The organism is Limnohabitans sp. (assembly GCF_044361645.1).
GTDB lineage: Bacteria > Pseudomonadota > Gammaproteobacteria > Burkholderiales > Burkholderiaceae_C > Limnohabitans_A.
Genome location: NZ_JBIKIL010000043.1, coordinates 1 through 26,942 on the forward strand (window position 1 = coordinate 1; position 26,942 = coordinate 26,942).

The 26,942-nt window shown below is 57.3% G+C and carries 23 protein-coding genes; 12 read left to right on the forward strand and 11 right to left on the reverse strand.

Annotated features, from left to right (window positions below):
* Positions 1 to 114 precede the first annotated feature (114 nt).
* Entirely contained in the window at positions 115 to 1,272 is a 1,158-nt protein-coding gene (locus tag ACIQ39_RS08620) for a hypothetical protein (RefSeq protein WP_396434202.1), read from the reverse strand.
* Positions 1,273 to 1,341: 69 nt separating this feature from the next.
* Positions 1,342 to 3,621, reverse strand: coding sequence for a glycosyl hydrolase (locus ACIQ39_RS08625; RefSeq protein ID WP_396434203.1), 2,280 nt, complete (start codon positions 3,619 to 3,621; stop codon positions 1,342 to 1,344).
* A gap of 187 nt (positions 3,622 to 3,808) precedes the next feature.
* On the opposite strand from ACIQ39_RS08625, the gene ACIQ39_RS08630 reads away from it, so the two are divergent.
* From ACIQ39_RS08630 to glk, 4 genes are all read left to right on the forward strand, one after another.
* Positions 3,809 to 5,140: a hypothetical protein gene (locus tag ACIQ39_RS08630; RefSeq protein ID WP_396434204.1), complete on the forward strand. Its 1,332-nt coding sequence runs from the start codon at positions 3,809 to 3,811 to the stop codon at positions 5,138 to 5,140.
* 3 nt (positions 5,141 to 5,143) lie between these two features.
* Positions 5,144 to 6,835 (forward strand): glycosyl hydrolase family 17 protein, encoded by a 1,692-nt coding sequence (locus tag ACIQ39_RS08635; protein WP_396434205.1) that lies wholly within the window; start codon positions 5,144 to 5,146, stop codon positions 6,833 to 6,835.
* A gap of 129 nt (positions 6,836 to 6,964) precedes the next feature.
* Positions 6,965 to 7,993 carry a LacI family DNA-binding transcriptional regulator gene (locus tag ACIQ39_RS08640; RefSeq protein ID WP_396434206.1) on the forward strand — a complete coding sequence of 343 codons (1,029 nt, stop codon included), beginning with the start codon at positions 6,965 to 6,967 and terminating at the stop codon, positions 7,991 to 7,993.
* Positions 7,994 to 8,005: 12 nt separating this feature from the next.
* Positions 8,006 to 9,001 (forward strand): glucokinase, encoded by a 996-nt coding sequence (gene glk / locus ACIQ39_RS08645; RefSeq protein WP_396434207.1) that lies wholly within the window; start codon positions 8,006 to 8,008, stop codon positions 8,999 to 9,001.
* Positions 9,002 to 9,039: 38 nt separating this feature from the next.
* On the opposite strand, the gene ACIQ39_RS08650 is transcribed toward glk, so the two are convergent.
* The gene (locus ACIQ39_RS08650; RefSeq protein WP_396434208.1) at positions 9,040 to 10,281 is read right to left on the reverse strand and encodes a nucleotide sugar dehydrogenase; all 1,242 of its coding nucleotides are present in this window, start codon (positions 10,279 to 10,281) and stop codon (positions 9,040 to 9,042) included.
* A 123-nt stretch (positions 10,282 to 10,404) separates the two neighbouring features.
* Between ACIQ39_RS08650 and ACIQ39_RS08655 the strand changes: the two genes are divergently transcribed.
* From ACIQ39_RS08655 to ACIQ39_RS08665, 3 genes are all read left to right on the forward strand, one after another.
* On the forward strand, positions 10,405 to 11,661 hold the full coding sequence (locus ACIQ39_RS08655; protein WP_396434209.1) for an O-antigen ligase family protein: 1,257 nt from the start codon (positions 10,405 to 10,407) through the stop codon (positions 11,659 to 11,661).
* A gap of 211 nt (positions 11,662 to 11,872) precedes the next feature.
* On the forward strand, positions 11,873 to 12,712 hold the full coding sequence (locus ACIQ39_RS08660; protein WP_396434210.1) for a glycosyltransferase family 2 protein: 840 nt from the start codon (positions 11,873 to 11,875) through the stop codon (positions 12,710 to 12,712).
* Positions 12,709 to 13,527: a hypothetical protein gene (locus ACIQ39_RS08665; protein WP_396434211.1), complete on the forward strand. Its 819-nt coding sequence runs from the start codon at positions 12,709 to 12,711 to the stop codon at positions 13,525 to 13,527. Before ACIQ39_RS08660 ends, ACIQ39_RS08665 begins: the two co-directional genes overlap by 4 nt.
* A 92-nt stretch (positions 13,528 to 13,619) precedes the next feature.
* Here ACIQ39_RS08665 and ACIQ39_RS08670 read toward each other — a convergent pair whose 3' ends face one another.
* Genes ACIQ39_RS08670 through ACIQ39_RS08695 form a run of 6 tightly spaced genes read right to left on the reverse strand, consistent with a single transcriptional unit; the run spans position 13,620 to position 20,675 of the window.
* Positions 13,620 to 15,599, reverse strand: coding sequence for an LTA synthase family protein (locus tag ACIQ39_RS08670; protein ID WP_396434212.1), 1,980 nt, complete (start codon positions 15,597 to 15,599; stop codon positions 13,620 to 13,622).
* Between the two features lie 28 nt (positions 15,600 to 15,627).
* A complete protein-coding gene (gene gmhB / locus ACIQ39_RS08675; RefSeq protein WP_396434213.1) occupies positions 15,628 to 16,182 on the reverse strand; it encodes a D-glycero-beta-D-manno-heptose 1,7-bisphosphate 7-phosphatase in 555 nt (184 codons plus the stop codon).
* Positions 16,179 to 17,213 carry a glycosyltransferase family 9 protein gene (locus ACIQ39_RS08680; protein WP_396434214.1) on the reverse strand — a complete coding sequence of 345 codons (1,035 nt, stop codon included), beginning with the start codon at positions 17,211 to 17,213 and terminating at the stop codon, positions 16,179 to 16,181. The genes gmhB and ACIQ39_RS08680 overlap by 4 nt, the downstream gene beginning before the upstream one ends.
* Positions 17,214 to 18,665 (reverse strand): bifunctional D-glycero-beta-D-manno-heptose-7-phosphate kinase/D-glycero-beta-D-manno-heptose 1-phosphate adenylyltransferase HldE, encoded by a 1,452-nt coding sequence (gene hldE / locus ACIQ39_RS08685; RefSeq protein WP_396434215.1) that lies wholly within the window; start codon positions 18,663 to 18,665, stop codon positions 17,214 to 17,216. It abuts the gene before it with no gap.
* Positions 18,662 to 19,243, reverse strand: a complete 582-nt coding sequence (locus ACIQ39_RS08690) for an SIS domain-containing protein (RefSeq protein ID WP_396434216.1) — start codon at positions 19,241 to 19,243, stop codon at positions 18,662 to 18,664. Before ACIQ39_RS08690 ends, hldE begins: the two co-directional genes overlap by 4 nt.
* Positions 19,244 to 19,271: 28 nt before the next feature.
* Positions 19,272 to 20,675: a phosphomannomutase/phosphoglucomutase gene (locus tag ACIQ39_RS08695; RefSeq protein WP_396434217.1), complete on the reverse strand. Its 1,404-nt coding sequence runs from the start codon at positions 20,673 to 20,675 to the stop codon at positions 19,272 to 19,274.
* A 222-nt stretch (positions 20,676 to 20,897) separates the two neighbouring features.
* Here ACIQ39_RS08695 and ACIQ39_RS08700 point away from each other — a divergent pair, with 222 nt between their 5' ends.
* Genes ACIQ39_RS08700 through ACIQ39_RS08715 form a run of 4 tightly spaced genes read left to right on the forward strand, consistent with a single transcriptional unit; the run spans position 20,898 to position 25,086 of the window.
* A complete protein-coding gene (locus tag ACIQ39_RS08700; protein WP_396434218.1) occupies positions 20,898 to 22,589 on the forward strand; it encodes an Ada metal-binding domain-containing protein in 1,692 nt (563 codons plus the stop codon).
* Entirely contained in the window at positions 22,586 to 23,188 is a 603-nt protein-coding gene (locus ACIQ39_RS08705; RefSeq protein ID WP_396434219.1) for a methylated-DNA--[protein]-cysteine S-methyltransferase, read from the forward strand. Before ACIQ39_RS08700 ends, ACIQ39_RS08705 begins: the two co-directional genes overlap by 4 nt.
* Entirely contained in the window at positions 23,185 to 24,081 is an 897-nt protein-coding gene (locus ACIQ39_RS08710) for a DMT family transporter (RefSeq protein WP_396434220.1), read from the forward strand. Before ACIQ39_RS08705 ends, ACIQ39_RS08710 begins: the two co-directional genes overlap by 4 nt.
* A 48-nt stretch (positions 24,082 to 24,129) precedes the next feature.
* Positions 24,130 to 25,086: a dienelactone hydrolase family protein gene (locus tag ACIQ39_RS08715; protein WP_396434221.1), complete on the forward strand. Its 957-nt coding sequence runs from the start codon at positions 24,130 to 24,132 to the stop codon at positions 25,084 to 25,086.
* On the opposite strand, the gene ACIQ39_RS08720 is transcribed toward ACIQ39_RS08715, so the two are convergent.
* Positions 25,061 to 26,125 (reverse strand): RNA methyltransferase, encoded by a 1,065-nt coding sequence (locus ACIQ39_RS08720; protein ID WP_396434222.1) that lies wholly within the window; start codon positions 26,123 to 26,125, stop codon positions 25,061 to 25,063. The genes ACIQ39_RS08715 and ACIQ39_RS08720 overlap by 26 nt on opposite strands.
* A gap of 36 nt (positions 26,126 to 26,161) precedes the next feature.
* Positions 26,162 to 26,383: a SlyX family protein gene (locus tag ACIQ39_RS08725; RefSeq protein ID WP_396434223.1), complete on the reverse strand. Its 222-nt coding sequence runs from the start codon at positions 26,381 to 26,383 to the stop codon at positions 26,162 to 26,164.
* A 189-nt stretch (positions 26,384 to 26,572) separates the two neighbouring features.
* Here ACIQ39_RS08725 and ACIQ39_RS08730 point away from each other — a divergent pair.
* Positions 26,573 to 26,942: S-adenosylmethionine synthetase N-terminal domain-containing protein (locus ACIQ39_RS08730; protein WP_396434224.1), on the forward strand; the 370-nt coding region annotated here is incomplete at its 3' end.

A 26,942-nucleotide genomic window follows, 5' to 3' on the forward strand; every position in this document is an offset into this window, starting at 1 on the left:
CTCAAGAACTCCCAGAAAACAGGCTCCATTGAATATCAATGTGGGAGTTTTGAACATTGGGAATGACCCTGAAAGCCAGCATTCATGCGGGTTTCAGGGGTTTCTCAGGGACGACTACTTAGAGAAATAAACGTTGTCAATGTACATCTTCAATGGCAGTCCATTGTTGGTTCTTGGTGCGGTGATCACCAATTGGGCAATGTTATTTCTGCTAGCACTCGCTCCACCTGCAATTTTGAAGCTGGATAATGGAATGGCAAGGCGTTGCCAGCTGCCCCCGACAACTGGTAAAACCTCGAAGTCAACCGCACTGGTCTCAGCCCCACCATCGTGGTTAGACAGTTTGATAGTGACGACTTGACCTGCGAGCAAAGGCGCATCAAGCCAATAGTCCATATTGAAGTGCGTGTAACTTGTGGCATCGAATTTACTGTCTGTAAATGAGGCCGCACCAAATTCTTGACCTGCAGCAGTCATGTCAATGCTTTTGAAGTTATCCCCAGCGACTGCACCGTCACTAACCCGAGCTGAAGAAGCGCCCCAATTTGGTCCCCATTCGTTGACTGCGATGTTAGTGTATGCATCGCTGAAAATCGAAACGACATTAGCGGCGTTTGCGGTGGGTGCCAGTGCAGCGGCTGTTGGCCCAGTGGCATTGGACGAGCCTGAGTCAGCTGCCTTTGCTGTGTATTTCAATTCGTCGATGTAATAGACCTCGTTAAACTGGGTATTGAAACCGGGGAAGACACTGACTTTGTTGTATGTGGTGGCGGTGTTTGCCGCTGCGTAAGTGAAGGTCAATGTTTCCCACTCACCTGCTTTTGTGGTGGAGGCGGTTGCTTCAACAAAGGCATCTGCATTTGAAGCATTTTCAATTTTCACCATGATGGGAAGGCCAGCCGCAGGGGAGTAAACACGCAAGGTGATGCCCTGTGCAGGATCTATGCGTGTCACTGAGTTGCCTGTTCCACCCAAGTGGACTGTCACACCTGCCCATGGTTCATCGTCCGTGGCCTTGGTCAGTTTGGCAACTTTGTTGCTGGCATCTGCTGGATCATTGGCTACTTCGATGCCCAATCTGCCAAAGTCGACCATGCCTAGGTTTGATTCGCCAAAGTTGATGCAAGGTGCTGCCGTGCAGGTGCCCGTGGCACCACTGACAGCAGAGGTGTTGCTGTCTGTGCCCGGCGTCGTGCCACCGCCACCGCAAGCGGTCAGCAGCGCTGCAGCCGCAAAAGCGCAGGCTGTCATTTTCAAGTTCAGAGTTCTCATGGTTGTCTCCTTGGGGTCGAAAAAGATGAAATCGCTTTCATCGGGTGTAAAAAAATGTCCTGAAAGGGTTCAAGGCCCAACACGTCGGGTGGCTTGCGCCAGGCTGCTTGCGGCCACTTCCAGCACCTGGCCGTCGCTGAACGTCACGCGTAGCGGGGTTTTGCCAGCGTTGTAGGCAAGGTAGGTTCTCTGCCCATCGGCGCGTTTGAAGACCGAGTGCAAAACATGGTCGGCGGTGACGCTGAAATCGGGCGTTCCCATTTTTTCCAGACTGAGCAAAAAGTGCAGGGTGTGGGTCCGGGTGTCGCCCAACTCCACGGCGCCCCAGCGGTTCCACATCTTCAATCCCTGCGCAGGGTCGGCCAGGGCCATGTATTTGGCAAACAGGTCTTGCCACATGTCGGTGGGGTTAGCGCGTTTGCCGCGTGATTCAAAAATGCGAGTGTCTTCCGGCAACGTAGCCAGGCTGCGTTTGGTGTGTGCAGGGTCTAGCCCCAGGTATGTAGAAGATGTGGAGATCGGCAACAAGTTGATGCCCTTGATCTGTCGGGGCTCATCTGTCCACCAGGTGTTGTGTTTGTAGGCTCCGCCAAACAGCATGCTGACTTCTTTGTTTTTGTATTCGGGTGCAAAAACCAGGTTGTGAACATCAAACCAGTAGTGCCGTATGGCTTCGATTTCGGTGGTGTACAGGTATATGCCCAGGTCGCGCAGCGCTTTATCGCCTCGAATTTCCGCCCACAAAATCAGGGCCGACCAAGCGTTGATGGCTTCGGATGAGGATTCTTGGTTGTTGCCCAGGTCGCCCAGGCCAATGCCCGAGGCCCAGGAGTGGCCTTCGTAAATGTCGAAGGTGCGCAAGAATGGAAAGTCTTTGCGGCCCCGTTCGGCGGTGGCGATGTCCTGAATGAGCAGGTTGGTCATTGCGCCCCATTGCGCGTCTGAGGCCCATTCGGGGTCGCGTAAGGCCAGGTCGGCCATGGTGCGGATCCAGTAGCCGTAGTGGAAGTGGTGGTCGTTCATTTGCTCTACCGCGAAATACTCCTCGGGATAGGCCAGCACCGTGCCCAATGTTTTGTCCAAATGAAAGTAGGTTTGCCGGTCTGTGCCCGAGAACCATTGCTCGATGCGGCCTTTGAGCAAGTTCTGTAAGCGCTTGACGGCATTGGTATCGCCATGTTGTTCGGCCACATCCAAAACTTTGCTGATACGCTGCAGCCCTTTACCCTGCCAATAGGGGCCGTTGCCAATTTGAAGCATGTTGCGTCGGGCGTTGCTGACATCGGCTTTCAATACGGCCTTGAGGTCGTTGCGAGAATGATCTTTGAGGCCTGGCCAAAAAGGGACAAAACCGCGATAGGTCAGCTCGGTGGAAAACTGGTTGGCAGGCAGCAAGCGGATGGCACCACGAATGCTCTCGTATTGCCCCTTGAGTTTTCCGTTAACAGATTGGTTTTGGTGCCAATGGTGTGGGTAAAGGCCCAGCAGTGTCTGTGTCTCAGTGCCCTCCATGGCTTGTGTGGTGACGTGGTAATCGGTTCGCAGCGAATTGTTGGTCTCGGTGTAATGCCAAGACACCTGGGTTTGGGTGATGTGAGCGTGTGCATGGCGCATGAAAAGCGCGAGGGTTTCTGGCGAGTTGTCTGGCAGAACTGCAACGGAGAAATAGCCTTTGTCTGTGGGCAAGTGGGCCACCCACTGTGTGCCGATTTGCTCCCAACGAACACCACTTGGGCCAAACAGGGCAAATGTTTGACCGCCGCTGTTCAGGGTAAGGACGCGTTCGTCTGTGCTCAGTGATGTGCGTTGAGCAGATGCAGGGGTTTGAAAAGCCACGGGCCCACGGCTGATGCGGCCATAGACATAAGGACTGCCGTGCGCGACGGTGAAATCGAGTCGGTCGGCAGCAGAACCCATGGCGATTTCAACGGCCCAATCGCTGGCCTTGGCCAATCTGCCTTGTGTGGCCTTGAAGCTGACAGGTGAAATGACCAAAGGCGCACGATGCGGGTAATGAATCTCGGTGTCTTGACGTTCTGTGGCAATCACTTGACGCGTGGGCAGTGCCAATTCAAAACCACTTGCTGCAGCTCGCACGGTGTAGGGTTGCGCGAACAGAACTTCAGCTTTGGGGCTGAAGACCAAACCTGAGTACCACTGGTTGGTGGGAACCGCTTGGCCTTTCATTGAGTCGGCCAGTCCAATGGCTTTGGGTGCCGCATTGTCTGCAGTGCGGGGGGCCAACAAGACTTGCCCTGCACCAATGGGCTGGGTGGGTTGCGCTTGGGTCGCTGTGCAGAGCAAAAAGCCCGATACAACCGCGCCCCAAAACTTGAAAAGCTTGTGCATGTCTGTTGATTTGGTCAATGAGTTGCTGGTCATCTTAATGAAAGCGCTTTCAAGACAATTAGGGGTTTTCCACTAATTTGAATAAAATAAATGCTTGCTATCGGGTTTACCCCTAATCCATAGAAATTGACAGCCAATAAATTGGCCGATATGCTAGTGAAAGCGCTTTCAAACAAGGAACCAACACATGAAGCAATCAACAAAATCCCATGCTGCCTTACGTCCGTCATTCGCATTGGGTGTTGTGGGTTTGAGCATGACTTTGGCTCAAAATGCCATGGCTTTAGACTTTGGTCCGTTCACTCTTACGGGCTTCGCCAAAGTCGAAGTTTCAAGGGCCAGCAACCAGTGCGCGGATTGCCAGGCCATACCCGGCGAGGTGCGTCATCGCCCTTGGGCCGATGACTTGGCAGAAGGCAAAGCATTTGGCACCAGTGAGAGCAATGTCACGTTGTTCCAACCCTTCCTGGCAACAAAAGATTTTGATTTGGGGCGTGGTTTCAAAGCAAAGGGCTTGTTGAGTCAACGCTGGCGAGATGGCAAAGAAGACATTCCAGGCATTTGGTATGAAAAAAATGCCACCTTGATGCATGAGGACTACGGCAGCGTTCAAGTGGGCGCATTTCCCACGCGCAGCTGGAGTTTGGCAGACTACCCCTATGGCACCAATGTGGGCATAGCAGATTCGTGGGCTTCAAGCGGTGCGGGCTATGGTTTGTTGCAACGTGCAGTGCGTGTGGGTTTGCCCTTGATGGACGTGGGCAATGGAGACCTGCATTTAGAGGCTACTTACGATGCAGGTGATTCCAAATGGCAAGTCAACAAGCCTGAGTTCTATGAGCTTTACGCAAAATATGTCAAAGGACCGTTGGTTTTAGATGCGGTTGCCCAATCAGGCAAAAACGGACAAGCCGTTGCATGGGGTCACGCACCATTTGTGGCGACCACAACCCAGCAACCCTTTGTGGGACAAAACAATACGCCGTTGCTGGTAGATGGCAATAAACAATCTATTTTGATGTTGATGGCGCGATATCAACTCAATGCCAAAACAGACCTGTATGGCGGCGTACGACACAATCGATGGAGCGGTACAAAAGCGGTTGTCACTGGATTTGTCGCGCCAAATGCTTTGTGGAATGACATGTTCAATGTCGACGGCGTCGATGCAGTCGCCAATAAGGCCTACGGAGCCAGTTCGACAGATTTCAGCTTGGGTGCCGTCTACCGATTCGCACCAAAGTGGAACGTCAATACGGGCATGGTGTATCTTAGTAAAGCCAAGACCCAAAATCCAGTTGAGCGAGGTCAATCCAACACCATGCTGCTCAACACAATAGGTGTCGGCTACGAAATTCAACCTGGTTTTTCAGTTTATGGATTTGCCGGCATGGTCAACTTTGGCAAGAAGGGGTTTGCGCCACTGAGCATGCCAGGACATGCAGCCTTCACTGGGGTTGATTCGAGGGTTGCCAAGTCTGGCAATTGGATGGGACTTGGACTTGTTTACGTCTTCTAAGCGATGCGTTTAATTTCATTAGTGGCTATCACTGTTCTGGTGTGTGCTTGCGGCGGCGGATCAGCGCCAATGCAATCGGAGAAAAATTTGCGCACACTGCCCACCGCAGTGATGCAACAAAAATCAATAGCCTACTCCCCTTTTCGCACAGCAAATCGTGACAATGAAAGCATCACCAAGTTGATGATTCAAGAAGATCTCGGTTTGCTGCAACAGGCAGGATTTGGTTTGATTCGATTGTTTGACTCGACCGATGAAGTGGCCAAACAAACGCTGGAGGTGATTCGGGACAGCAAATTGCCCATCAAGGTCATGTTGGGTATGTACCTTAACCCCAATGCTGAACAAAGCAATCAAACTGAGCTGCAACGTGGCATCAAACTGGCTGCAGATCACGGCGACACAGTGGTGGCCTTGAGCGTAGGCAATGAAACCATGGTGTCTTGGTCTTTTGTACCGATTGAAACGAGTGACATGGCGCGCTATCTGCGCCAAGTTCGCGCCGCAGTCAATCAGCCCGTGACAACCAATGACAACTGGGCCTTTTTTGCCAATACTCAGGGGGTCAAGCCACCAACTGATGTGCTTGCGAACATTGACTTTGTAGCCATGCACACTTATCCGCTGATGGACACCATTCACAACCCTCAGCTGTGGAATTGGCAACAAATCAACGTCCCGGAGGGACAACGAGCGCAGGCCATGATGGATGCTGCCTTGACGCGCGTCCAGTTTGAATATCAGGCAGTACGACAGCACCTCAATGCATCAGGTCACGCAGCCCTTCCCATCATGATCGGGGAGACCGGATGGAAGGCTGAGCCCTCCAGCAATGAAACGCTGCGCGCGCATCCGGTTAATCAGAAAATGTATTTTGAAAGATTAGAAGATTGGAAAAATTCTGGTGATGGCCCTGTCACAGTGGTCCACTTTGAGGCCTTTGATGAACCTTGGAAACAAGGTGACGACAAGTGGGGACTGTTTGATGTGCAACGACGCGCTCGTTGTGCTGCGCAGCCTTTGAATGCTCAACTTGCACCAGCTCCCGGTTCGTGTGATGCTACCCAAGCGCAGTATTTCAAACCCAACACCAACACCGGTCCTGTCACAGCAGCTCAATTCACGGTGTACGCCGAGGTCAATACAAGCGGGGAAACACGACCAGATGTCTTGCCCTTACTCAATGCTTGGGAAAACGGGACCACCGCCAACGCAAGTGAGGTGAACGAGTCCTCAGGAGACGGCAGCAAATCCCTACAAATCAATCCGTTACCCGCGAGTTGGGGTTGGGGCATGACCTGGTCGGTGGCAGGTGTCGACACCGACCTGAGCAACTTCACATCCAGCACCGCACGTCTGAACTTCCGCATCAAGACCACGTACCCAGGCAAGCTGGAGATAGGCTTTTTGACCGGTGCCACCACCGACCGCACAGCACGCGATGTTTACCTGACTATTGCTGCCGGCGACTATGGATACCAAAACGACGGGGCGTGGCACCAAGTGTCGGTGCCAGTGAGTGCCTTGATCGCCCATAGCGCCCCTGCATTCAATATGCCGACCACAGCGGTGTTGCAAATGAACCGGGTGAGCAATCTGTTTGTGATTGCCGATCGGTATGACAAAACGGGTAAAGCACAAAACGCCAATGTGACCACCCCCATTTTGGTTGACGGTATTCGTTGGACCCGCTGATGAACTGAGGGCTCAACCGCGAAGGATGGACTGTGAATCGGGGCACAATCCGCACAACGATAAGTTGACACCTCTGGCATGATTAAAAAATCACACCCACACGCTCCCACAGGAGAAAGCGCTACAACCATGGAAGAGCCTAGGCACTCAGACCTCAAAGTCCGCGCCACCCTCACCATGGTCGCCAAGCAAGCTGGCGTGTCGCCCAGCACCGTCTCGCGCATTCTGAACGGCACGGCGCAGGTGAGCGAGGAAAAACAAGCCTTGGTGAAGGCGGTGATCGAGGAGTTGGGTTTTCGGCCCGATCCGGCGGCACGCAGTTTGGCTGGCGGGCGCACCATGAGCATTGGTGTGTTGACACAGTTCATTGACAGCCCTTACTACGGCGAGGCCTTGCGCGGCATCGAAGACGAACTGCACAAAGCCAATTACGTGCCTTTGTTTGTCAGCGGGCATTGGAACGAGGCCGAAGAAAAGAACCGCTTGTTCATGCTGCAAGAGCGCAAGGTGGACGGCATCATTGTGTTGACGGGCAAGCTGGCCGACGAAACCTTGGTCGAGATGGCGGCCACTATTCCGGTGGTGGTCACCGGCAGGCGTTTGAGTGCGAGCGGCTTGTTCAGCATTGACTTTGACAATACCGAAGGTGCCAGTTTGGCCGTTCGCCACTTGCACGCCTTGGGTCACACGCGTGTGGCTTTCATCTCTGGGCCTCTGGATCACCCGGACGCCGCGGAACGGTTGCAGGGTTTCAAAGACGAGGCATCCAAAAAAGGGATGGCATTGGATGAGTCGTTGATCGTTTTCAGCGATTACCAAGAGGCTGGCGGATTTCGTGCCATGAACACTTTGCTCGATGCGCGTGTGCAGTTCACCGCCGTGCTGGCGGCCAATGATCAGATGGCCTATGGAGCGCGCTTGGCCTTGCACAGATCGGGTTTGAGGGTGCCAGAAGACATCTCTTTGATCGGCTTTGACGATCTTCCCCACTCCGCTTTCACTTTGCCGCCTTTGACATCGGTTCGCCAGTCCGTTTATGAAATCGGGGTTTCGGCGGCGAAAGCGATGATCGACATCTTGAACAAGCAAAACCCACCTTCCAGGTTGGTTGCCGCTGAATTGGTGGTGCGTGAATCGACGCGCATCAATCGACGCTGAAAACGCATACCGATGCCAGAGAATCAACCAACTCCAAACGCAACATTGCCCTTTCTACTCGGAGACGTGGGCGGAACCCATGCTCGGTTTGCATTGGTGTATGGCAACAAGACCCCGATCTCTCAGGTCAAGGTGCTTTCAACAGGACAGTTTCCAGACTTGGCCACCGCAGTGACTGTTTATCTGCATCAAATTGGCAATCCAAAGGTCGTCAATGCTTGCATTGCCATAGCCAACCCTATCCTTGGCGATGTCGTGGAGATGACCAATAACGAATGGCGATTTTCGATTGAGACTACTCGACAGACTTTAGGACTTGAAAAGTTGCTCATGCTGAACGATTGGGAAGCCATGGCCATGGCCGCACCCGCTTTTGGCACCATCGATTTAGAGCAAATTGGCAAAGGCTCACCTGTAGAAAATGCCACCAAAGGCATGATTGGCCCCGGAACCGGATTAGGTGTGTCGTATTTGGTTCGGTCCCGCCGTGGAGATTGGGTACCGATTGCTGGCGAAGGCGGACATGTGAGTCTTTCAGCCACTTGCGAGCGCGAAGCTGACATTTTGCGTACCCTCTGGCAGATGTTCCCTCATGTTTCGGCTGAGCGCGTGATTTCTGGCATGGGCTTAGAGAATTTGTATCAGGCCATTTGTATTCTCAACGGAACAGCTGCCGAACCATTGAGTGCGGTGCAGGTGAGTCAGCGTGGAGTGGCCGCCGTTGACGCTGCCTGTGAGGAGGCCTTGGACCAGCTATGCCGCTTCTTTGGGAACACAGCTGGCAATTTGGCTTTGACTTTGGGCGCCAGGGGAGGCATTTACATCGGTGGTGGCGTCATCGGTCAATTGGGTGAATACTTTGCACAATCGGGTTTCCGAGCTGCTTTTGAAGCGAAAGGCCGTTTTCAAAAATACATGATGGAGATCCCAACTTACGTCATACGCAAAGAGCAACCGGCATTGGTGGGCTGTGCCATGGCATTGGGTGTAAGACCCATAAATCACTAATTGATCTGTTGCCCGTGACACTTGGCTTGCGGTGTTTGTCAATCATTGCCAAAAAGATCTCTGGTAAAAACTTTGTCAGTAACATCGGCCAACTCCAAGGCTTGGCGATTGGTCACGATCACATCGCTGATGCGTTTGAACTCGTCCAAATGGCGCACCACACGCGAATGGAAAAATTCAGCATCTGGCAAATTGGGCTCGTAAATCACCACCGCAATGCCCTTGGCCTTGATTCGCTTCATCACACCTTGGATGCTCGAGGCCCGAAAGTTATCGGAGCCTGCTTTCATGATCAGGCGGTAAATGCCGACGATGGGGGTGGATGGCTTCGTCGCTTCGCTCCTCGCATTGACTTTGGCTTGGTTTGCCAAATCAGCTCGATTGACGATTTCACTGGCAATGAAATCCTTACGGGTGGTGTTGGACTCGACGATGGCGTTGATGAGGTTTTGTGGCACGTCGCGGTAATTGGCCAGCAGTTGTTTGGTGTCCTTGGGCAGACAGTAGCCGCCATAACCAAAGCTGGGGTTGTTGTAATGCGCCCCAATACGCGGGTCCATGCACACGCCATCGATGATTTGGCGGGTATCCAGTCCATGGGTGGCGGCATAGGTGTCGAGCTCGTTGAAATAGGCCACGCGCAGCGCGAGGTAGGTGTTGGCAAACAGCTTGATGGCCTCGGCTTCGGTGCTTTCGGTGAACAAGACAGGGATGTCTTTTTTGATGGCACCTTGCTGCAACATGGCTGCAAAGACGCGGGCCGCCTCGGAGCGCTCGCCCACCACGATCCGACTGGGGTGCAGGTTGTCGTGCAGGGCTCGGCCTTCGCGCAGGAACTCAGGGCTGAAGAAAATTGAAACCTCTTGCCCACCGCGCTCTTGGCTGAGACGCGCTTTGAGTTTGGCTGTGTAGCCCACTGGCACCGTCGATTTGATGACCATCACCGCCGCAGAGTTGACGGCCAAGACGCTGTTGACCACCGATTCAATGCTTTGGGTATTGAAGCAATTGGTTTTTGGGTCGTAGTCTGTGGGGGTGGCAATCACGATGTAATCGGCATCGGTGAACGCGTGTACAGGGTCTGTGGTGGCCGTGAGTTGAAGCGGTTTGTGGCGTAAATAATCCGCAATGTCAGCGTCTTCAATGGGGGATTCCCGGCGGTTGATCATGGCAACCTTGGCTGGCACGATGTCAAGCGCCACCACTTGGTGGTGTTGGGACAACAAAACAGCGTTGGACAGGCCAACATAGCCCGTGCCGGCAATGGCGATTTTCTTCAACTGGGCATCTCCAATAGAATCAAGGACAGGAACTCGGCTGGCACATCTTATTGGAATTTGGAATGCGATTTTTACAGCATGGCTAGGCATCATCTTGGCACCATGCCCTTTTGGCTGCAAATCATGGGCTTTGTGTCTCTTTTTTTGTATGGTCTGATCAAACTGCCTTTTTACGGCAGCACCAAGCACTTAGACACCGCGCTGCTGCTTGCTGGCTTTGCCTGCTTGTTCGCCTATGGTGGCAAATCCATCAAGAGCTCTGTGCCTGTTTGGTGCGCATTGGCGGCAGTCTTGGTCACTTTAGCAACCTGGCTGTCTGGTCAAATCACCCACCCTGAGCTGATCAAAAGCACCCCAAAGTTAGAACATTTGGCGAACCACTTTTTATTTGTGGTGTTTGCATTCTGGCTGATGGGCTCGGTTCAGAAAACACTGGTATTTTGGGCTTGCGCCATGGCCAGTGTGGTTATTGCGCCTTGGTGGCTGGGTGGCGGCTGGAATGAACTGGCGCTGGGCTGGGCTGGACAGAGAATCAATTTGGGTATCCACAACGCCCAACACACCTCCGTTGTCATGGGTTCTGCGCTGATCGCTTGGCTGGTGTTTGCCAAGCGAATGTTTTCATCTTTTAGCCACCGCAGTTTGCTGGCTCTCGTCTGGCTTACTGTGGCCGTATTGCTGTGCATAGGTTTTGTTGCCAGTCAGACAAGGGCCGCCTTCATTGGCATGAGCTTGGCCATGGTGCTCTTGGTATCCGGTTTGCTGTATTTTGGATTTCAAAGCGGTCAACGTCTGCGCTACGGCACTGTTGCGGCTTTGGTGTTGCTGGCAACGGTGGCTAGCGTTTTACTCGGTCAAGAAACTTTGGTTGCGCGATTTGCTGAGAGCGCGCCTGCTGCCATGCAAATCATGGCGGGCAACTGGGACGCTGTGCCGCCGACCAGTTTAGGTTTGCGCATTCACTCTTGGAGAGCAGGCTTGGAATGGGCTGCTCAGTACCCCTTATTTGGCTTGGGGCGTAACGGTGGCTTGATCGTGATGCAGAACACCGAATGGCTTCAAGCCTTTCCCGTCAGCGACTTTGGCCACATGCACAACAGCGCCTTAGAGTTTTTAGTTCGATATGGAATTTTAGGCTTGAGCATTTATGTGGTGTTGATGTTCTGGATAGCCAATCAAGCGCACATTGCTTGGAAGTGTGGCATCATGCCCACCGATTTTTATACTTTTTTTTGGTTGTTTTTTATCTTCTACACATTTGTAAATATGTTTGAATCGTTTATGTTTTATTCAACCGGCATATTGCCCTTCACGGTTGTGATGGCAGGCTTGTTGGGCTTTATTTGGCAAAACAAAACAAAAACATCTTCCCCGCATTGATCCGCAGCACCTGAAATATGTGGCGCCATGCCCTACCCTTTGCCCCAGTTCAAGATGCATTGATTTTCATTCAGTCATTCATTATTTGGCCGCGTCTTTGGTCTCTGCGCGGGCTGAATCGACGGATCAAGGTGTAATGATGAACTTGTAAACTTGTGAACTTTGCTAACGTATTTCTGAGCCAGTACTTTTGTGATTGTCCGCAACACCCATGAAAAACAGCGTCATTTTCACCACCTACAACTCCCCGGCTTGGCTGGAAAAAGTGCTCTGGGGATTTTTTGAACAAACCGTCAAAGACTTCGAGATCGTCATCGCCGACGACGGCTCGCGCACTGACACGCGCGATTTGATCGAGCGCATGCGCATCTCCTCACCCATGCCGATTCAACACATTTGGCAAGAAGACGATGGCTTTCAAAAGTGCCGAATTTTGAACAAGGCCATCGTGGCGGCCCAAGGCAATTACCTGATCTTCACGGATGGCGATTGCATCCCGCGCGCTGACTTTGTCGAGCAGCACTTGCGCTTGTCTGAACATGGCACATACCTGTCAGGCGGGTACTTTTTACTGCCCTTGGACATCAGCCAGGCCATCACACACGAGGACGTGGTGGCACAACGCCCTTTTGATTTGACATGGCTGCGCGAGCGGGGCCTGAAAAAATCCATCAAAGATTGGAAGCTCATGGCACGCGGCGGCTGGGCCACCTTTCTCAACGCCATCAGCCCAACCCGCGCCACTTGGAACGGTCACAGTGCCTCTTGCCACAAAGAGTTTGCAATCGCGGTCAATGGTTTCGAAGAAACCATGCAGTATGGCGGGCAAGATTGCGAGTTTGGCGACCGGCTGGTGCACTTGGGTGTGAAGCCCAAGCGCATTCGGTATTCGGCCATTTGCGTGCACTTGGATCACAAGCGTGGCTATGTCACCGATGACATGCTGGCCAACAGCCGCCGTATTCGCGAGCACACCAAAGCCAGCCGAAAGATTTTGGCCACGGTGGGCATTGATCGGTATTTGCCAGGCCTTGAAGGCCCAGCTTCGTGAAGCTCAAAGAGTATTGGCCCTCGTGGCATGAGGCTCGACGCCTGCGAGCCTTGGCTTTGGGCCCCTTGTGCACCCAGCGCTCGGACGCTTTGCCCTTGACGGTTTCTTTGACGTCGATCCCTTCTCGCTTGCACGTTTTGCCTTTGACGGTGCGCAGCTTGTTGAGCCAAACGCGGCCTGCACGCAAAGTGCGTTTGTGGCTGCACCGCAGCCTGGCCAATGCCTTGCCCCAAGCTTTGACTCAATTGCGCAGCGATGTGTTTGAAATTCATTGGGTGGACTTGACATGCTCCCATCGAAAACTCATCCACAATCTGGCGGCTTTTCCGCTAGAGACTGTGGTCACCTGCGACGACGACCTGATGTACGCACCCGACTGGTTGGCGCATTTGCATGCACAGCATTTGCAACAACCCGGCACCATCGTGGCCAATGAATGTCGGCAAATCAGCCGCAATGCCGCTGGCGATCTGCTGCCCTACAAACAATGGCCGCGCTTGGCCTATGGCGCGCGTTCTGAGCAGCCCTTGCTGCCGATTGGCTATGCGGGTGTGCTGTACCCGCCAGACTCGCTGGATGAGCGGGTGCACGATGTGGATTTGTTCATGCGCTTGGCACCGAAAGCCGATGACCTGTGGTTTCGCGCTATGGCTTACCTCAAGGGCTGTCCTGTAGGCCATTCCCAACAAGCTTACCCACCGGCACAACCCATCATCGGTTCGCAAAAGGTATCTTTGCTCAAAACCAATGTGCGCCAAGATGGCAACCGTTTGCAGTGGCAAGCATTGTGTGAGCATTTTGGTTTGGACCTTTGAACGGCACGTCCCAATGCGGCGTGCGCGCTTGAACTGTTTTGTCGGCTCTGGCCTTGCGTTGATCGCATCACATTTGTAAAAGCCGCCGTGTTTCAAGGCCAGCTCGCACATGGCCCTTGGGTTTTTTTTGTACCGCTTGGGCCTTTTGTGGGCCCACTCACCCACTCGTTGGCCTTGATCCAACAACTGGCTGTTTGAGCGCGCCAAGCCAAATGATTCAGCCCTTGCGGCCATGCGGTTCTGGCATTGCGGCCCCCGGCCTGGTCCATGATGCGGCCGTCTTCGCTCAAAAGCACCCAGTCTTCGTCCCAGATAAACCCGGTGAGTTCGCCTTTAGAGACCATGGCATGCGCTGGCACACGTTGGGGCGGGCGCATCAAAGAGCGTCCGAAAGTGGTCAGCTTCTGAGGTGCAATGCCCATCAAGTCGGCCAAAGTGGGCAAGACATCGTATTGACTGGCCACACCGGGGTGACGCGCCGGGTCAAATTCACCGCCGGGTGAATAGACGATAAAAGGGATGTGAAACTGCTCAGGCAAGGAGGTGCCTGCACCGGCATTGAGTACATGGTCGGCGGTGATGATGAAGGTGGTGTCGCGATACCAAGGCTGCTGAGCGGCCGCTTGCATGAATTGACCAATCGCCCAGTCGCTGTAGCGCAGGGTGTTGAGGTAGCCGTCTTCGCCGTCCTTGTTGTGCGGGCGAATGTGAAACTCTGCCCCCGGATCAGCAAAAGGCTCGTGGGTGGTGCCCGTGAAAATGAAACCAAAAACGGGTTTGCCTGCCTGCTGGTGCAACTGGGTAATTTGGGTCTCCAAGAACATCAGGCCTTCATGGTCCCAGCCGAAGCGCGGCACCTCTTGCGGGTATTCGCGGCGCGGGGGCAGGTCTTCTTTGCCGTAGTAATGCGCAAAACCCAAGCTGTGCGCGATGGACTCCACCTGGAAAGAACGGCGGTTAGAGGTCTGCACCATGACGGTTTCATAACCTTGTTGCTTGGCAAGATCGGCCATGCGGCTCATGCGGTTGAGCTCCAACCCATCGCCCAAAGTAGGCATGTGCTTGAGCACCGGGGTCGAGGTGAGCACGGCCTGCAGGCCCACAATGCTGCGCTGACCGGCGGCATAAAAACGATCCCACACCTGTGCTTGGGGCACCAAGCTGTCGATGTAAGGCGTTGCGCCATAAGATGAGCCCGACAACGCGTCGATGTAGCGGTAACTCCAACTCTCCAGCAGCAAGACCACCACATGACGCGACCGGGGCGGCAAAGCGGTTTGACTGTCCTTTGACTGAAACGGGTGCTCGCCCTGTGGGTAGAACGACCGGCCCCCATCACGCCAGTCATTGGCGTGCATAAACCGCACACCTTCGGTTGGCACATCGTGGCGTGTTTTGATGACCACAAAAGCGCTGTTCAATGCCAGTTGGGCCACGCGTTCGTCACCCTGGGCAAAAGCGTCCAACACATCAATCGGTTTGCCGCGCAGCTCCAAACCCCGCGCCAAAACCACCCAAAACAACAAAACCCCCAACAGCACGGCACTGCGCACCCACCAAGCGCCGCCAAGTCGGGGCATTTGAATGGGACGCACGACCCATCGCCACCAAAGCACCAGCATGCCCATGACAGACAACAGGCCAGTGAGAGTGAGTCCGAACCGGCTGACCCAAGCGATTTCGAGCAAGGCCCCCATGTCTGCCCCCAGTCGAAACAACTCGGCACCGAGGTGGCGCTGTACTTCCCCAAAGTAGCCCATATTGGCCCACCCCACGGCCACCGCCATCGCGACAGGCACAGCGCACAAACCAGCCACCCAAGCCAAGGCACGCGGGCTTTGCGTGAAGGGCAGGGGCAAAGACATCCACAACAACATGGGGGACAGACACACCACGGTGACTGCCAAGTCAAAACGCAAGCCCAGGACAAAGGCGTGCCCAAGACCTGGCAGACCCATGGGTTCAAAGTAAGCCCAGTGCTGCCACGCGAATGCAGCGCGTAAAAAGGCAAAGACCAAGAGCGTGAAACCCACAATGCGCAAAGGTAAACGCAGATGCTGAAGATGGGTCATGGGCTTTGGGGCTTTGGGGCCTGAGGTGTCAATGGGGCGCACGAAAGCGATGCAAGGCATCGCGTGCACAAAGCCAGACCTCGTCTGCCAGCGCTTGATCGGCCGCGCTGATCGGCTGGCCCGACAAAACCAAGACTTTGTGGCCCACGCCAGCCGACGCAGCGGCTTGCATGTCGGCGGCTTTGTCGCCCAGCATCAGGCTGCGGCTCAAGTCAATGCCATGTTCGGCAGCGGCTTGCAAGATCATGCCGGGCGCGGGTTTGCGGCAATTGCATTCGCGTTGGTAGCTGCCTTGGGCCTTCACGGGGTGGTGTGGGCACCAGTAGACACCGGCAATCTTCACGCCGTGATCGGCAAAGCGTTGCACCATCCAGTCGGTGAGTTGATGGAAGTCGGCCTCACTGTAGTAGCCACGGCCAATGCCCGATTGGTTGGTCACCACGATGAGGGTGTAACCCAATGCAGCGAAGTGTTGGCAGGCCTCAAAAACCCCGTCGATGAATTCAAATTGCTCTGGGCGGCTGACGTAGCCGTGGTCGACGTTGATGACACCGTCGCGGTCCAGAAAAACGGCGGGGCTCACAGGTTGTGCTCCCGCACCACGCGGTCAAACATGTCGCACACGGTCGTGACTTGGATGCTGGCCATGACATCGGGGCCTTTGACCCGGGTGCCCCAAGGCAGTTGCTCGGCGGTCTTGCCGGTTTGGGCCAACAGGTGTTGGTGGTAAACCTCCACCACATAAGGACTGCCATAAGGGCCGGTGCGCGCGGGGTTGCTGTGCCCATACAAACCAATGACCGGCGTGCCCACGGTGGTGGCCATGTGGGCAGGGCCAGTGTCAGGGGCCAGCACCAGACTGGCTTGCGCAATCAAGGCCAAGAGTTGGGGCAAACGGGTTTGACCGACGTGGTTGAACAAGGGGTTGGGGCAATGCGCTTGAATGGCTTGGGCCAGGGTCTGCTCAGCCTCCGCCGGGCCGCCGCACAGGTGCACGGCAAAACCTTGCGACACCGCGTGTTGGGCCAGGGCCGCGTAGCGCTCGGGCAACCAATTGCGCTCGGCGGCCGATGCCGCCGCACAAATGAGCAAGTGGCGTTGGCCACCGCTGGTCTGCAAAACCTCACGCGCCCAGTCGCGGTCTGCCTGAGTCAAAGGCATGTCCCAAAGCGGGGCTTGGGCAGGCACGCCGATGGCGCGGGCGAACTGGGCAAAAGCTTCGAGCACATGGGGCTGCGACAAGACCGGTGTGCGCTCGCGCATGAACAGGGCGTGCAGCTCTTTGGCCGTGCGCCAATCAAAACCGATCTTGCGTCGCGCACGGATAAAGGCCGAGGCCAAGTTGGCGCGAAACGCCACCTGCATGTGCAGCAGCACGTCAAAGCGCTCGCCGCGCAAATCGGCGCGCAGTTGGCTGTAGGCACGCCAGCCTTGGCGTTTGTCAAAGACCACCAAACGCACGCCGGGCAAGCCCTGCAGCAGTTGGGCCTCCACTTTGCCCATGACCCAGGTGATGGACACACCGGGGTCATGGCGCTGGATGGACTGCACCGCCGAGACGGCGTGGCACACATCGCCAATCGCCGACAGGCGCAAAACGCAAATGGAGCGCACTCAGCAACTTTCTTGGATTTTTTGGATCATGCCACTGGTGGAGCGACCGGCCACAAAGTCGAGCACATGCACCTGCCCGCCTTGAGTGAGCACCCAGTCGGCCCCCACGATTTGGTCGATGCGGTAGTCGCCGCCTTTGACCAAAATGTCGGGTGCCACTTGTTGAATAAGGCGAAGGGGCGTATCGCCCTCTTGCGCATCGTCGCCAAAAGGCAAGACCCAATCGACACTGGCCAGGGCGTTGAGCACGGTGGCGCGGTCTTCCAGCGGGTTCACTGGGCGTTGCTCGCCTTTCAGGCGGCGCACCGAAGCGTCGCTGTTGAGGCCCACGACCAGCCGGTCGCCCAAGGCACGGGCCTGCGCCAGGTATCGCACATGACCGGCATGCAAGATGTCAAAGCAACCGTTGGTGAACACGATGCGCTCACCGGTTTGACGCGCAAAAGCGATGTGGTTGAGCACCTGCTCAAAGGGCGCTTGGTAGAGGCCGCCTTGGCTGTGCCAGTGGTGATTGAGTTTGACCGCCAGCTCTTCAGGCGAAACAGTGGCCGCGCCAAGCTTGGCCACCACAATGCCGGCGGCCACATTGGCCACTTCGCTGGCCTGCTCAGGGCGCATGCCCGCGCCCACCATGACGGCCAAGGTGGCGATGACGGTGTCGCCCGCGCCCGTGACGTCGCTGACCTCGCGCACCTGTGCGGGAAAGTGGTGGTGCTCAGTGGGGCTGATCCAGCTCATGCCCTGCTCACTGCGGGTCAGCAGCATGGCGTGGATGCCACAACGCGCGAGCAAGGCGCGAGCCGACTCGACCATGGCCGCTTCGCTGTGGGTTTGACCGCCTGCGGCTTTGAATTCAGACAGGTTGGGTGTGACGATGTCAGCGCCACGGTAAAAAGCAAAATCAAGGTGCTTGGGGTCCACCAAGACGGTTTTGCCCGCCTGTTTGGCCATGGCCATCATTTCGGGCAGGTGTCGCAAGCTGCCTTTGTTGTAATCGCTGAACAGCACCAACTGGTAGTCCGCCAAAGTTTGCGCAAAAATTGGCACCAAGGCTTGTGAGGCGGCTTCGTCAAACACCTCCTCGTGGTCCAAACGCACCACTTGTTGTTGGCGCGAGACGATGCGGGTTTTGGTGATGGTGGGTTGACGGTTTTGACGGTGCAGATGCGAGCGGATGTGTTCTTGGCTGAGCAAGTCCTCTAGGCTGCGGGCTGGGGCGTCGTCACCCACAATGCCGAGCAAGCCCACTTGGCCATCCAAGTGGGCAATGTTGCGCGCCACGTTGGCCGCGCCGCCGGCTTTGTCTTGCACCGATTTGACTTTGACCACGGGCACCGGGGCTTCGGGGGAGATGCGTTGGGTATCGCCTTGGTAATAGCGGTCGAGCATGACATCACCCACCACCAGCACTGAGGCTTGGTTGAGCCGTTGCAGTAGGCGCAGGTCGATCATGCGGCGGACTGCGCAAATTCAAGGTCCATCGCTTCGCACAGCCAATGGCCGATGAACATGTGCATTTCCTGGATGCGCGCGGTCTCTTGGCTTTTGACCACAATGGCCAAATCGGCGATCTTCACCACCTGCCCCCCATCGCGCCCGGTCAAGGCCACGGTGAAAGCACCGATGCCTTTGGCCGCTTGCAGGCCCAAATTGATGTTGCGGCTGGTACCCGAAGTGGTCAGTCCAATGACCAAGTCCTCGGGCTTGACCAAGCCTTGCACCTGGCGCTCAAAGACGGTAGAAAAATCGTAGTCGTTGGCATGCGCGGTGAGGATGGAGGTGTCGGTGGTCAGGGCCAAGGCGGCCAAAGGGCGACGCTCTTGTTTGTAGCGCACCATGAATTCGGCGGCCAAGTGCTGGCTGTCAGCGGCGCTGCCGCCATTGCCCATAAAGACCACTTTGCCGCCGCGTTGCAGGCTGTGCAAGACGGCTTGCAGCAGCTCAAGGGCTTGCGCTTGGTATTGCTCGGCCGCTGCAAAAGTCTCACGGTGGCGTTGCAAGCTGTCGGAAAAACTGCGGGCCATGTCCATGCAATGTCCTGTCAAAGTGGGTGCGTCTTCAATGGGCGCCAGCCTGAATCTGTGCGTCGGGTTTGACGGTGCGCAGCAGCGCCAACATCTCGTCCTCGATGCGCTGCAGCGCTGCCTCGGTTTGGCCTTCAAAGCGCAGCACCAACACTGGGGTGGTGTTGGATGCGCGGATCAATCCAAAGCCATCTGGCCAGTCCACGCGCAAGCCGTCCAGGGTAAATATCTGGGCGGGGTCCTTGAAGGCGTCGCCGGCCAAAAACTGCAAAGCGCTGGTCACACTGTGCGGCTCGCCCTCGGCGCAGACCACGTTCAACTCGGGCGTGCTGAAGCTGCTGGGCAAGGCGTGCAACACCGCGTTGGCATCGGGCGCTCGGCTGAGGATTTCGAGCAAGCGGCAACCGGCATAGGTGCCGTCGTCAAAACCGTACCAGCGCTCCTTGAAAAAGATGTGTCCGCTCATCTCGCCGCCCAAGGGCGCTTGACCGCCAGCAGCCTCGATGGCTTTCATTTGCGCCTTGATGAGCGAGTGACCGGTTTTGAACATCAAGGGTTGGCCGCCAGCAGCTTCGATGGCCGGGGCCAGACGCTGCGAACATTTCACATCAAACAAAATGGTGCCGCCCGGCACGCGACTGAGCACGTCTTGCGCAAACAACTGCATTTGGCGGTCGGGGTAAATGGTCTGGCCGTCTTGGGTCACGATGCCCAGGCGGTCACCATCGCCGTCAAAGGCCAAGCCCAGCTCGGCGCCCGTGGTGTTCAGCGCGTGGATCAGGTCTTGCAGGTTTTCTGGTTTGCTGGGATCGGGGTGGTGGTTGGGAAAGTTGCCATCCACCTCGCTGAACAACTCGATCACCTCGCAGCCCAAAGCGCGAAAAATACCGGGGGCCGACGCGCCCGCGATGCCATTGCCCGAGTCGATCACGACTTTCATGGGGCGCGACAATTTGACGTCGCTGACAATGCGCTGCGTGTAGTCGGTCAGCACATCCAAGTGGGTCAAACCGCCGCCGTCTTTCAACTGCCAATTCTCGGCCACCATCATTTGGTGCAAGGCTTGAATTTCATCGCCGTAAATGGCACGCCCACCGAGCACCATCTTGAAGCCGTTGTAATCCTTGGGGTTGTGGCTGCCCGTGACCTGGATGCCGCTTTGGCAGGCCGTGTGGGCTGCAAAGTAGAGCATGGGCGTGGTGGCCAAACCGATGTCGATGACCTGAATGCCGGCGGCCATCAAACCCCGAATGAGTGCGCAAGCCAATTCGGGGCCACTCAAGCGGCCATCGCGCCCCACCGATACGGTGGTTTGGCCTTCGGCCATGGCGCGGGTGCCAAAAGACTTGCCCAGCGCCTCAGCCACTTGTGCGTTGAGCGTGCTGGGCACCAAGCCTCGGATGTCGTAGGCTTTGAAAATGCTGGGGGTCACTTGCATGAGATCTGACAAAAAAGCCTGTTCAGGCCAACAAGAAATTTACCGCTCAATTGTAGGCGGCTCGGCAATGACCGACGGCGCATGGCCGAGGGCGTAGGTGTAAATACCCTCCAAGACACCTCAAGGGGCACCTCAGGGCATGACAGCGTGTCGCCATCATGGGTCCGAAAACGACACAAGCCCGAAGGCAAGCAGCCCTGTTTGTGGCTAACATGACCGACCATGAGCCGCTCCACCACCCACCCAAGCGCTCGGTCTGCCCGGTCTGCAGATTCAGGCCTGGACGCAGCGCGTTGCTACCAAGCCATGGCCGACAAAGATGCGGCTTGGGATGGCTTGTTTTTCACGGGCGTCACGTCCACCGGCATTTACTGCCGCCCGGTGTGCCGGGTCAAGCTGCCGCGACAGGCGCATTGCCGCTTTTTTGAGACCCCCGCCCACGCCGAGTCGCAGGGCTTCAGGCCCTGCCTGCGCTGCCGCCCGGAGCTGGCACCGGCGCGCCGGTTTTGGTCCACCACCGATGCCCAGGCGGTGCTGGCCGAATCGGCTGCGCAGCACCTGCACTCGGCCATCCAGCGGGGGGCCAAGCCGCCCAGCATGACGGCCTTGGCCGCGCGCTTAGGGGTGAGCGACCGACACCTGCGGCGCATGTTCCTGCGGCATTGGCAGGTCACGCCCCTGCAATACCTGCAAACCCAGCGCTTGCTGCACGCCAAGCAGTGGCTGCACGACAGCCCGGTGACGGTGGCCCAGGTGGCGCGTGCCAGTGGTTTTGGCTCGGCCCGCCGCATGTATGCCGCATTTGCCCAGCACTACCAGCTCAGCCCCGGGCAACTGCGGCCCGCACGCGACCCGCACCACAACAACCGAGGTCATGACCCAGGCACCACCGTGGTGCTGCACTACCGCCCGCCTTACCAGATCGACACGCTGTGCCAATTTTTGAAAGACCGCGCTTTGGACGGCATGGAAAGCTGGGGGGGCGTAGACCCAGAGGCTTGGGATTGGCCCAGTGCGCGTCCAACATGGCGGCGAACTGTGCGCTGGCCTCATGGGCTTGGCGCAATATTAGGTTGGTTGGAACTGCAATGGGACCGCACCCGGCCCTGCGTACAACTGCGGCTCAGCCCGTCTTTGCTGCCGGTGTTGCCTGCGGTGGTGGCCCAAGTACGGGACGCCTTGGACCTCGATGCCGACCCCGCGCGCATGGCGCAAGTGCTCGGGCAGGATTTTCCAGAGGCCTTGGGCCAGCGTGTGCCCGGCGGGCTGGACGGGTTTGAGTTGGCGGTGCGCGCCGTGCTGGGCCAACAAATTTCGGTCAAAGCCGCGCGCACTTTAGGGCAAAGGCTGGTCAAGGCCTTGGGCGAACCCTGCGCCACGCCTTGGCCCGAACTGAACCGCACTTTTCCCAGCCCCGCGTGTCTGGCCCGCGAAGAGAACGCCGCCCTCATGGGCAGCCTGGGTCTGGTGCGGCAACGCCAAAAAGCCATTCAGGCCTTGGCACAAGCCGTCGAATCGGGCCAGCTGCCATTACAAGCCCTTCAAGCCCTTCAAGCGCAGCAAGCCCAGGATCAGGCCCAGACCCTGTCCGCGTCCAGCGTGCCCAGCACTGCTTTGTCTGCCCTGATGGCCTTGCCTGGCATTGGCCCGTGGACGGCGCATTACATCGCCATGCGCGCCTGGCGCTGGGCGGACGCTTGGCCGGTGCAAGACGTGGCCTTGCAAACCGCCTTGGGCGTGCGGCAACACCCCCGACCCGCTCAAGCGCTGGAAAGCATGGGCCAAGCCTGGCGGCCGTTTCGCAGCTACGCCCTGGTGGCCGCTTGGCAACGCTTGGCCTCAAACCCCAGCCCAGGCGACCCCAGCCCACTCAAGCGCCACCTCAACCACAAGCCCAAGGCAGCACCGCCATGACAACCACCTTCACCCAAGCATGGCTCAGCCCCTTGGGGCCCATGACCCTGGCCGCCACCGCCCAAGGCCTTTGTGGTGCCTGGTTTGACGGGCAACGCCATGGCCCCACCCCTGCCCGCCTGCACAGCTTTTGCGTCACAGATGACCACCCCGTTTTGCAAGACGCGGTGCGCCAGCTGCAGGCTTTTTTTGCGGCCTCAAGCCCGCAACACAGCCAGACCCCAGCCCCAGCCCAGCCCCCGCCTTTCGACTTGCCGCTGGACCTGTCCGCAGGCACCGCTTTTCAGCAATCGGTGTGGCGGGCTTTGCTGCGCATCGCGCCGGGACACAGCGAAACTTATGGCGAACTGGCGCGCCACTTGGCCAAGCCCAAAGCCGTCCGGGCCGTGGGCGCTGCGGTGGGGCGCAACCCGGTGAGCATCTTCGTGCCTTGCCACCGGATTTTGGGGGCCGGTGGCCAACTCACAGGCTATGCCGGTGGGCTGTGGCGCAAACAAGCACTGCTTCAGCTAGAGGGTCACCCCTTGATGCAATCTTCTTACACAAGCCTTTTTTCAACCACTCAAGCTGTCGGCAGCCAGCCCTTTTGCTTGACATGAGCTCATCCCACACGCGCAGCTGGCAGGTTGATTTTTTGCTTTTGGGCGCCATTTGGGGTGCCTCCTTTTTGTTCATGCGACTGGCCGCGCTCGAGCTGGGGGCACTGCCTACAGCTGCTTTGCGGGTGTTGATTGCTTCGCTTTTTTTACTGCCCTTACTGCTTTTCAAGGGCCTTTGGCCTGTTTTGCGCCAACATTGGCGGCCGGTGCTGTTTGTGGGTGTGCTCAACAGCGCCATCCCCTTCGCTCTGTTTGCCTTTGCGGTCATGCACATCAGCACCGGCTTGTCGGCCATTTTGAACGCCACGGTGCCGCTGTTTGGTGCGCTGGTGGCCTGGGCTTGGCTCAAAGACAAGCCCGGACTGTCGCGCGCCATGGGCTTGGCAATTGGCTTTGGCGGCGTGGTCTTGTTGGCGGGTGGGCAAGCCAGCTTCAAGCCCAACGCCTCAGGCGTGGCCCCTGCCTGGGCGGTACTGGCTTGCCTGGCGGCCACCAGCTGCTATGCACTGTCAGCCAGTTTCACCAAAAAACACATGCCCCATATGCCCCCACTGGTGGCCGCCACGGGCAGCCAAGTCGGCGCAAGCTTGGCACTGGCCTTGCCCGCCCTGTGGTTTCGTCCGCAACAGCTGCCCAGTGCAGCGGCTTGGGGGGCTTTGCTGGTTCTGGGCGTGTTGTGCACTGGCTTGGCCTATGTGCTGTATTTCCGACTGATTGAGCGAGCAGGCCCGGCCCGCGCATTGACGGTCACCTTTTTGATTCCGGTGTTTGCCGTGGCCTATGGCGTGTTGCTGCTGGGCGAGGGCATCACACTTTGGATGCTGCTGTGCGGCGCGGTGATTTTGCTGGGCACGGCCTTGTCCAGCGGACTGGTCAAATTGCCGGGGCGTTAAAGTTCAGGCCAAGCCCTTTCTTGCAATCCACACACATCGGCGCTCCTTATGACCCCAGCCTCGAAGCCCCTCCAAGTTTGGCGAACCCTTGTGCTGATGGGCTCTGCCTGGCTCTTGTCCTGCAGCGCACAGGCCCAGCTCAGCAGCAGCATCAGTACCAGCACGGTAGACATCCCGGTGGTGGGTGAAAAATGCAACGAACGTGTGCAACAGGTCAGCAGCGTCACGGGGCAATTGCAAATGCCCAGCTCAGCTTTACCGGTGTCCGCCGTGGTGATCCTGCACAGCAATGCAGGCATCATTGGTGTGGGCAGCTTTTATGCCAAGGCCCTGAATGCGGCGGGCATCGCCACCCTGGAAGTGGACTCGTTCACACCCCGGGGTATCCAAGACGCCCGGGACCGCACGGCACCGGTCTTGTGCGACCGCTTGCAAGACGCGTGGGGGGCTTTGCTTTATCTGTCCAAAGACACCCGCATCGATGCCAGCCGTATTGGCATCACCGGTTTTTCCAGTGGCGGTGCTTTGACCGTGATGACCGGCATGGGGGTCAGGCCACGCCGTTTGCATAGGCGCGACGGCCCCATGCCTGCACACTTGGTCTACGCCGCCCATTTCGCGGTCTACCCCAGCTGCGCCAACCTGATGGACGACCCGGTGCGAATTCGCGCCTGGATCAACCCCGGAAAGCCGCAAAACTGGGGCGCGACCCAGAAAAGAATCCACATCGTGTCGGGCACACAGGAAGATTTTGACTTTGACCCACGCACCGATTGCCTGCGCATGGCGCAAGAGTTTCCCGACATTGCACCCTACCTCAGCGTGCGCCTGATCGAGGGGGCCACACACGCCTTCGATTGGCCCACACCGCCCCCGCCCGCCTTCAACCCCAACGCCAAAGCCCAAACCGGCGGCATGGTCCGCATGCGTTATTCTGAGAAAGACGCCTTGGAAACGCGGCAAGAGATGCTGGACTTTTTCATGGCGCAGCTGAAAAAGAACTGAGCGCGGCACCCTTTGGAAGCATGCGCACGGGCTGCTGCACATCCCGTGCCCTGAGTTGCCCGCAGCCCCCGTCCACATCTTGGCCGGCAGACTGGCGCAGTTTGGTCAGCACGCCGCGCTGGTGCAGCGTGCGGGCGATCTCGGCCGCGCGCGCCCAAGAGGGCCGGGCAAAAGGCAGGCCGGGCACCGCGTTGTAGGGGATCAGGTTCATCAGCGCGTATTTGCCTTTGAGCAAACGCACGATGCCGTCCAGCTCTTGGGCGCTGTCGTTCACCCCCTCGATCAGCGTCCATTGGTACTGAATTGGGTAGCCGGTGGCACGCGCATAAGCTTCTCCGGCTTGCACCAAATCTTCGGGCTCAAAGCGCGGGGCACGCGGCAGCAACTGTGCCCGCACATCGGCCCGCGTGCTGTGTAGCGACAGCGCCAGCGCGGGCTTGACGCGGCCTTGTGGCAAACGCTCAAACACCCGCGCATCGCCCACGGTCGAGAAGACCAAATTTTTGTGCCCGATGTTGCCCACCGTGCCCAGCAGGTCGATGGCCTCCAGCACCGCGTCCAGGTTGTGCGCGGGCTCGCCCATGCCCATGAACACCACTTTTTTCACCGGCCTGAGCGTGCGCGCCAAGGCCACCTGCGCCACGATCTCGGCGCTGCCCACTTGCCGAATCAAACCCTCGCGCCCGGTCATGCAAAACACACAGCCCACGGCACAGCCCACCTGGGAGGAGACACACACAGCTTCGCGCGGCAACAGCACGCTTTCCACCGCCTGGCCATCGTGCAAACCCACCATCAAACGGGCGGAGCCGTCTTGGCCGTCGTGCTGTTCGCGCAAGCGGGCCAATGCGGCCAAACTTTCACTCAAGGCAGGCAGGGCCTGCCGCAAGGCCGTGGGCATGAAGCTGGTCAGCGGTCTGCGGCCACTGTTTTGCGGCTTGGCCTGCGCCCAAAGTCGCAGCACGCGCTGTTCGTGCAGCGCGCTGGCACCCAAGGCGCGCAAGTGCGTGCGGATGTCTTGAACGCTGTGAAACGGCATGGTGGGGCTGTTGATGGGCATGGCGCAGCGCGGCACTCAGTAGTGCGGCGGAATCTCGTCGCGCAGATTGCGCAGCTCTGCTCCGCCCCCGGATTCGGGCAGGCGCTCGCGCATCTGGCGCAACTCTTGGATCAGCGCATCGATTTGCTGCTGTTGGCGGTAGACCTGGGCGTTGAGTTGGTCCAGCAAGTCTTCGGTAAAGCCCGCCTTGATTTCAAGATCGATCAAGCGGTTTTCGGTGGCGGTTGGGATGTCCATGGGCCATATTGGACATGATTTTGGGCGGCGTTTTGGGCGGCGTTTAGCCATCTTCTATAATTTGTCCATCGCCGAGTTATCTGAACTACTTGCAGGGCGATTCAAAAATTCTGCTAAAGCGTTCGCTAGGCTCCGGATTTTCTGGGTCGGCAACGCCGAACAACCCTTCAAACCTAAGGAGCCTTTTTCATGTCCAGCAATTTTCTCTTCACCTCGGAATCCGTCTCGGAAGGCCACCCCGACAAGGTCGCTGACCAAATCTCGGATGCCATCCTCGACGCCATCTTTGAACAAGACCCGCGCTCGCGCGTGGCCGCCGAGACCCTGACCAACACCGGTCTGGTGGTGCTGGCCGGCGAGATCACCACCAACGCGCATGTGGACTACATCCAGGTGGCGCGCGACACCATCAAGCGCATCGGTTACGACAACACCGACTACGGCATCGACTACAAGGGCTGCGCGGTCATGGTCTGCTACGACAAGCAAAGCAACGACATTGCCCAGGGCGTGGACCACGCGTCAGACGACCACCTCAACATTGGCGCGGGCGACCAAG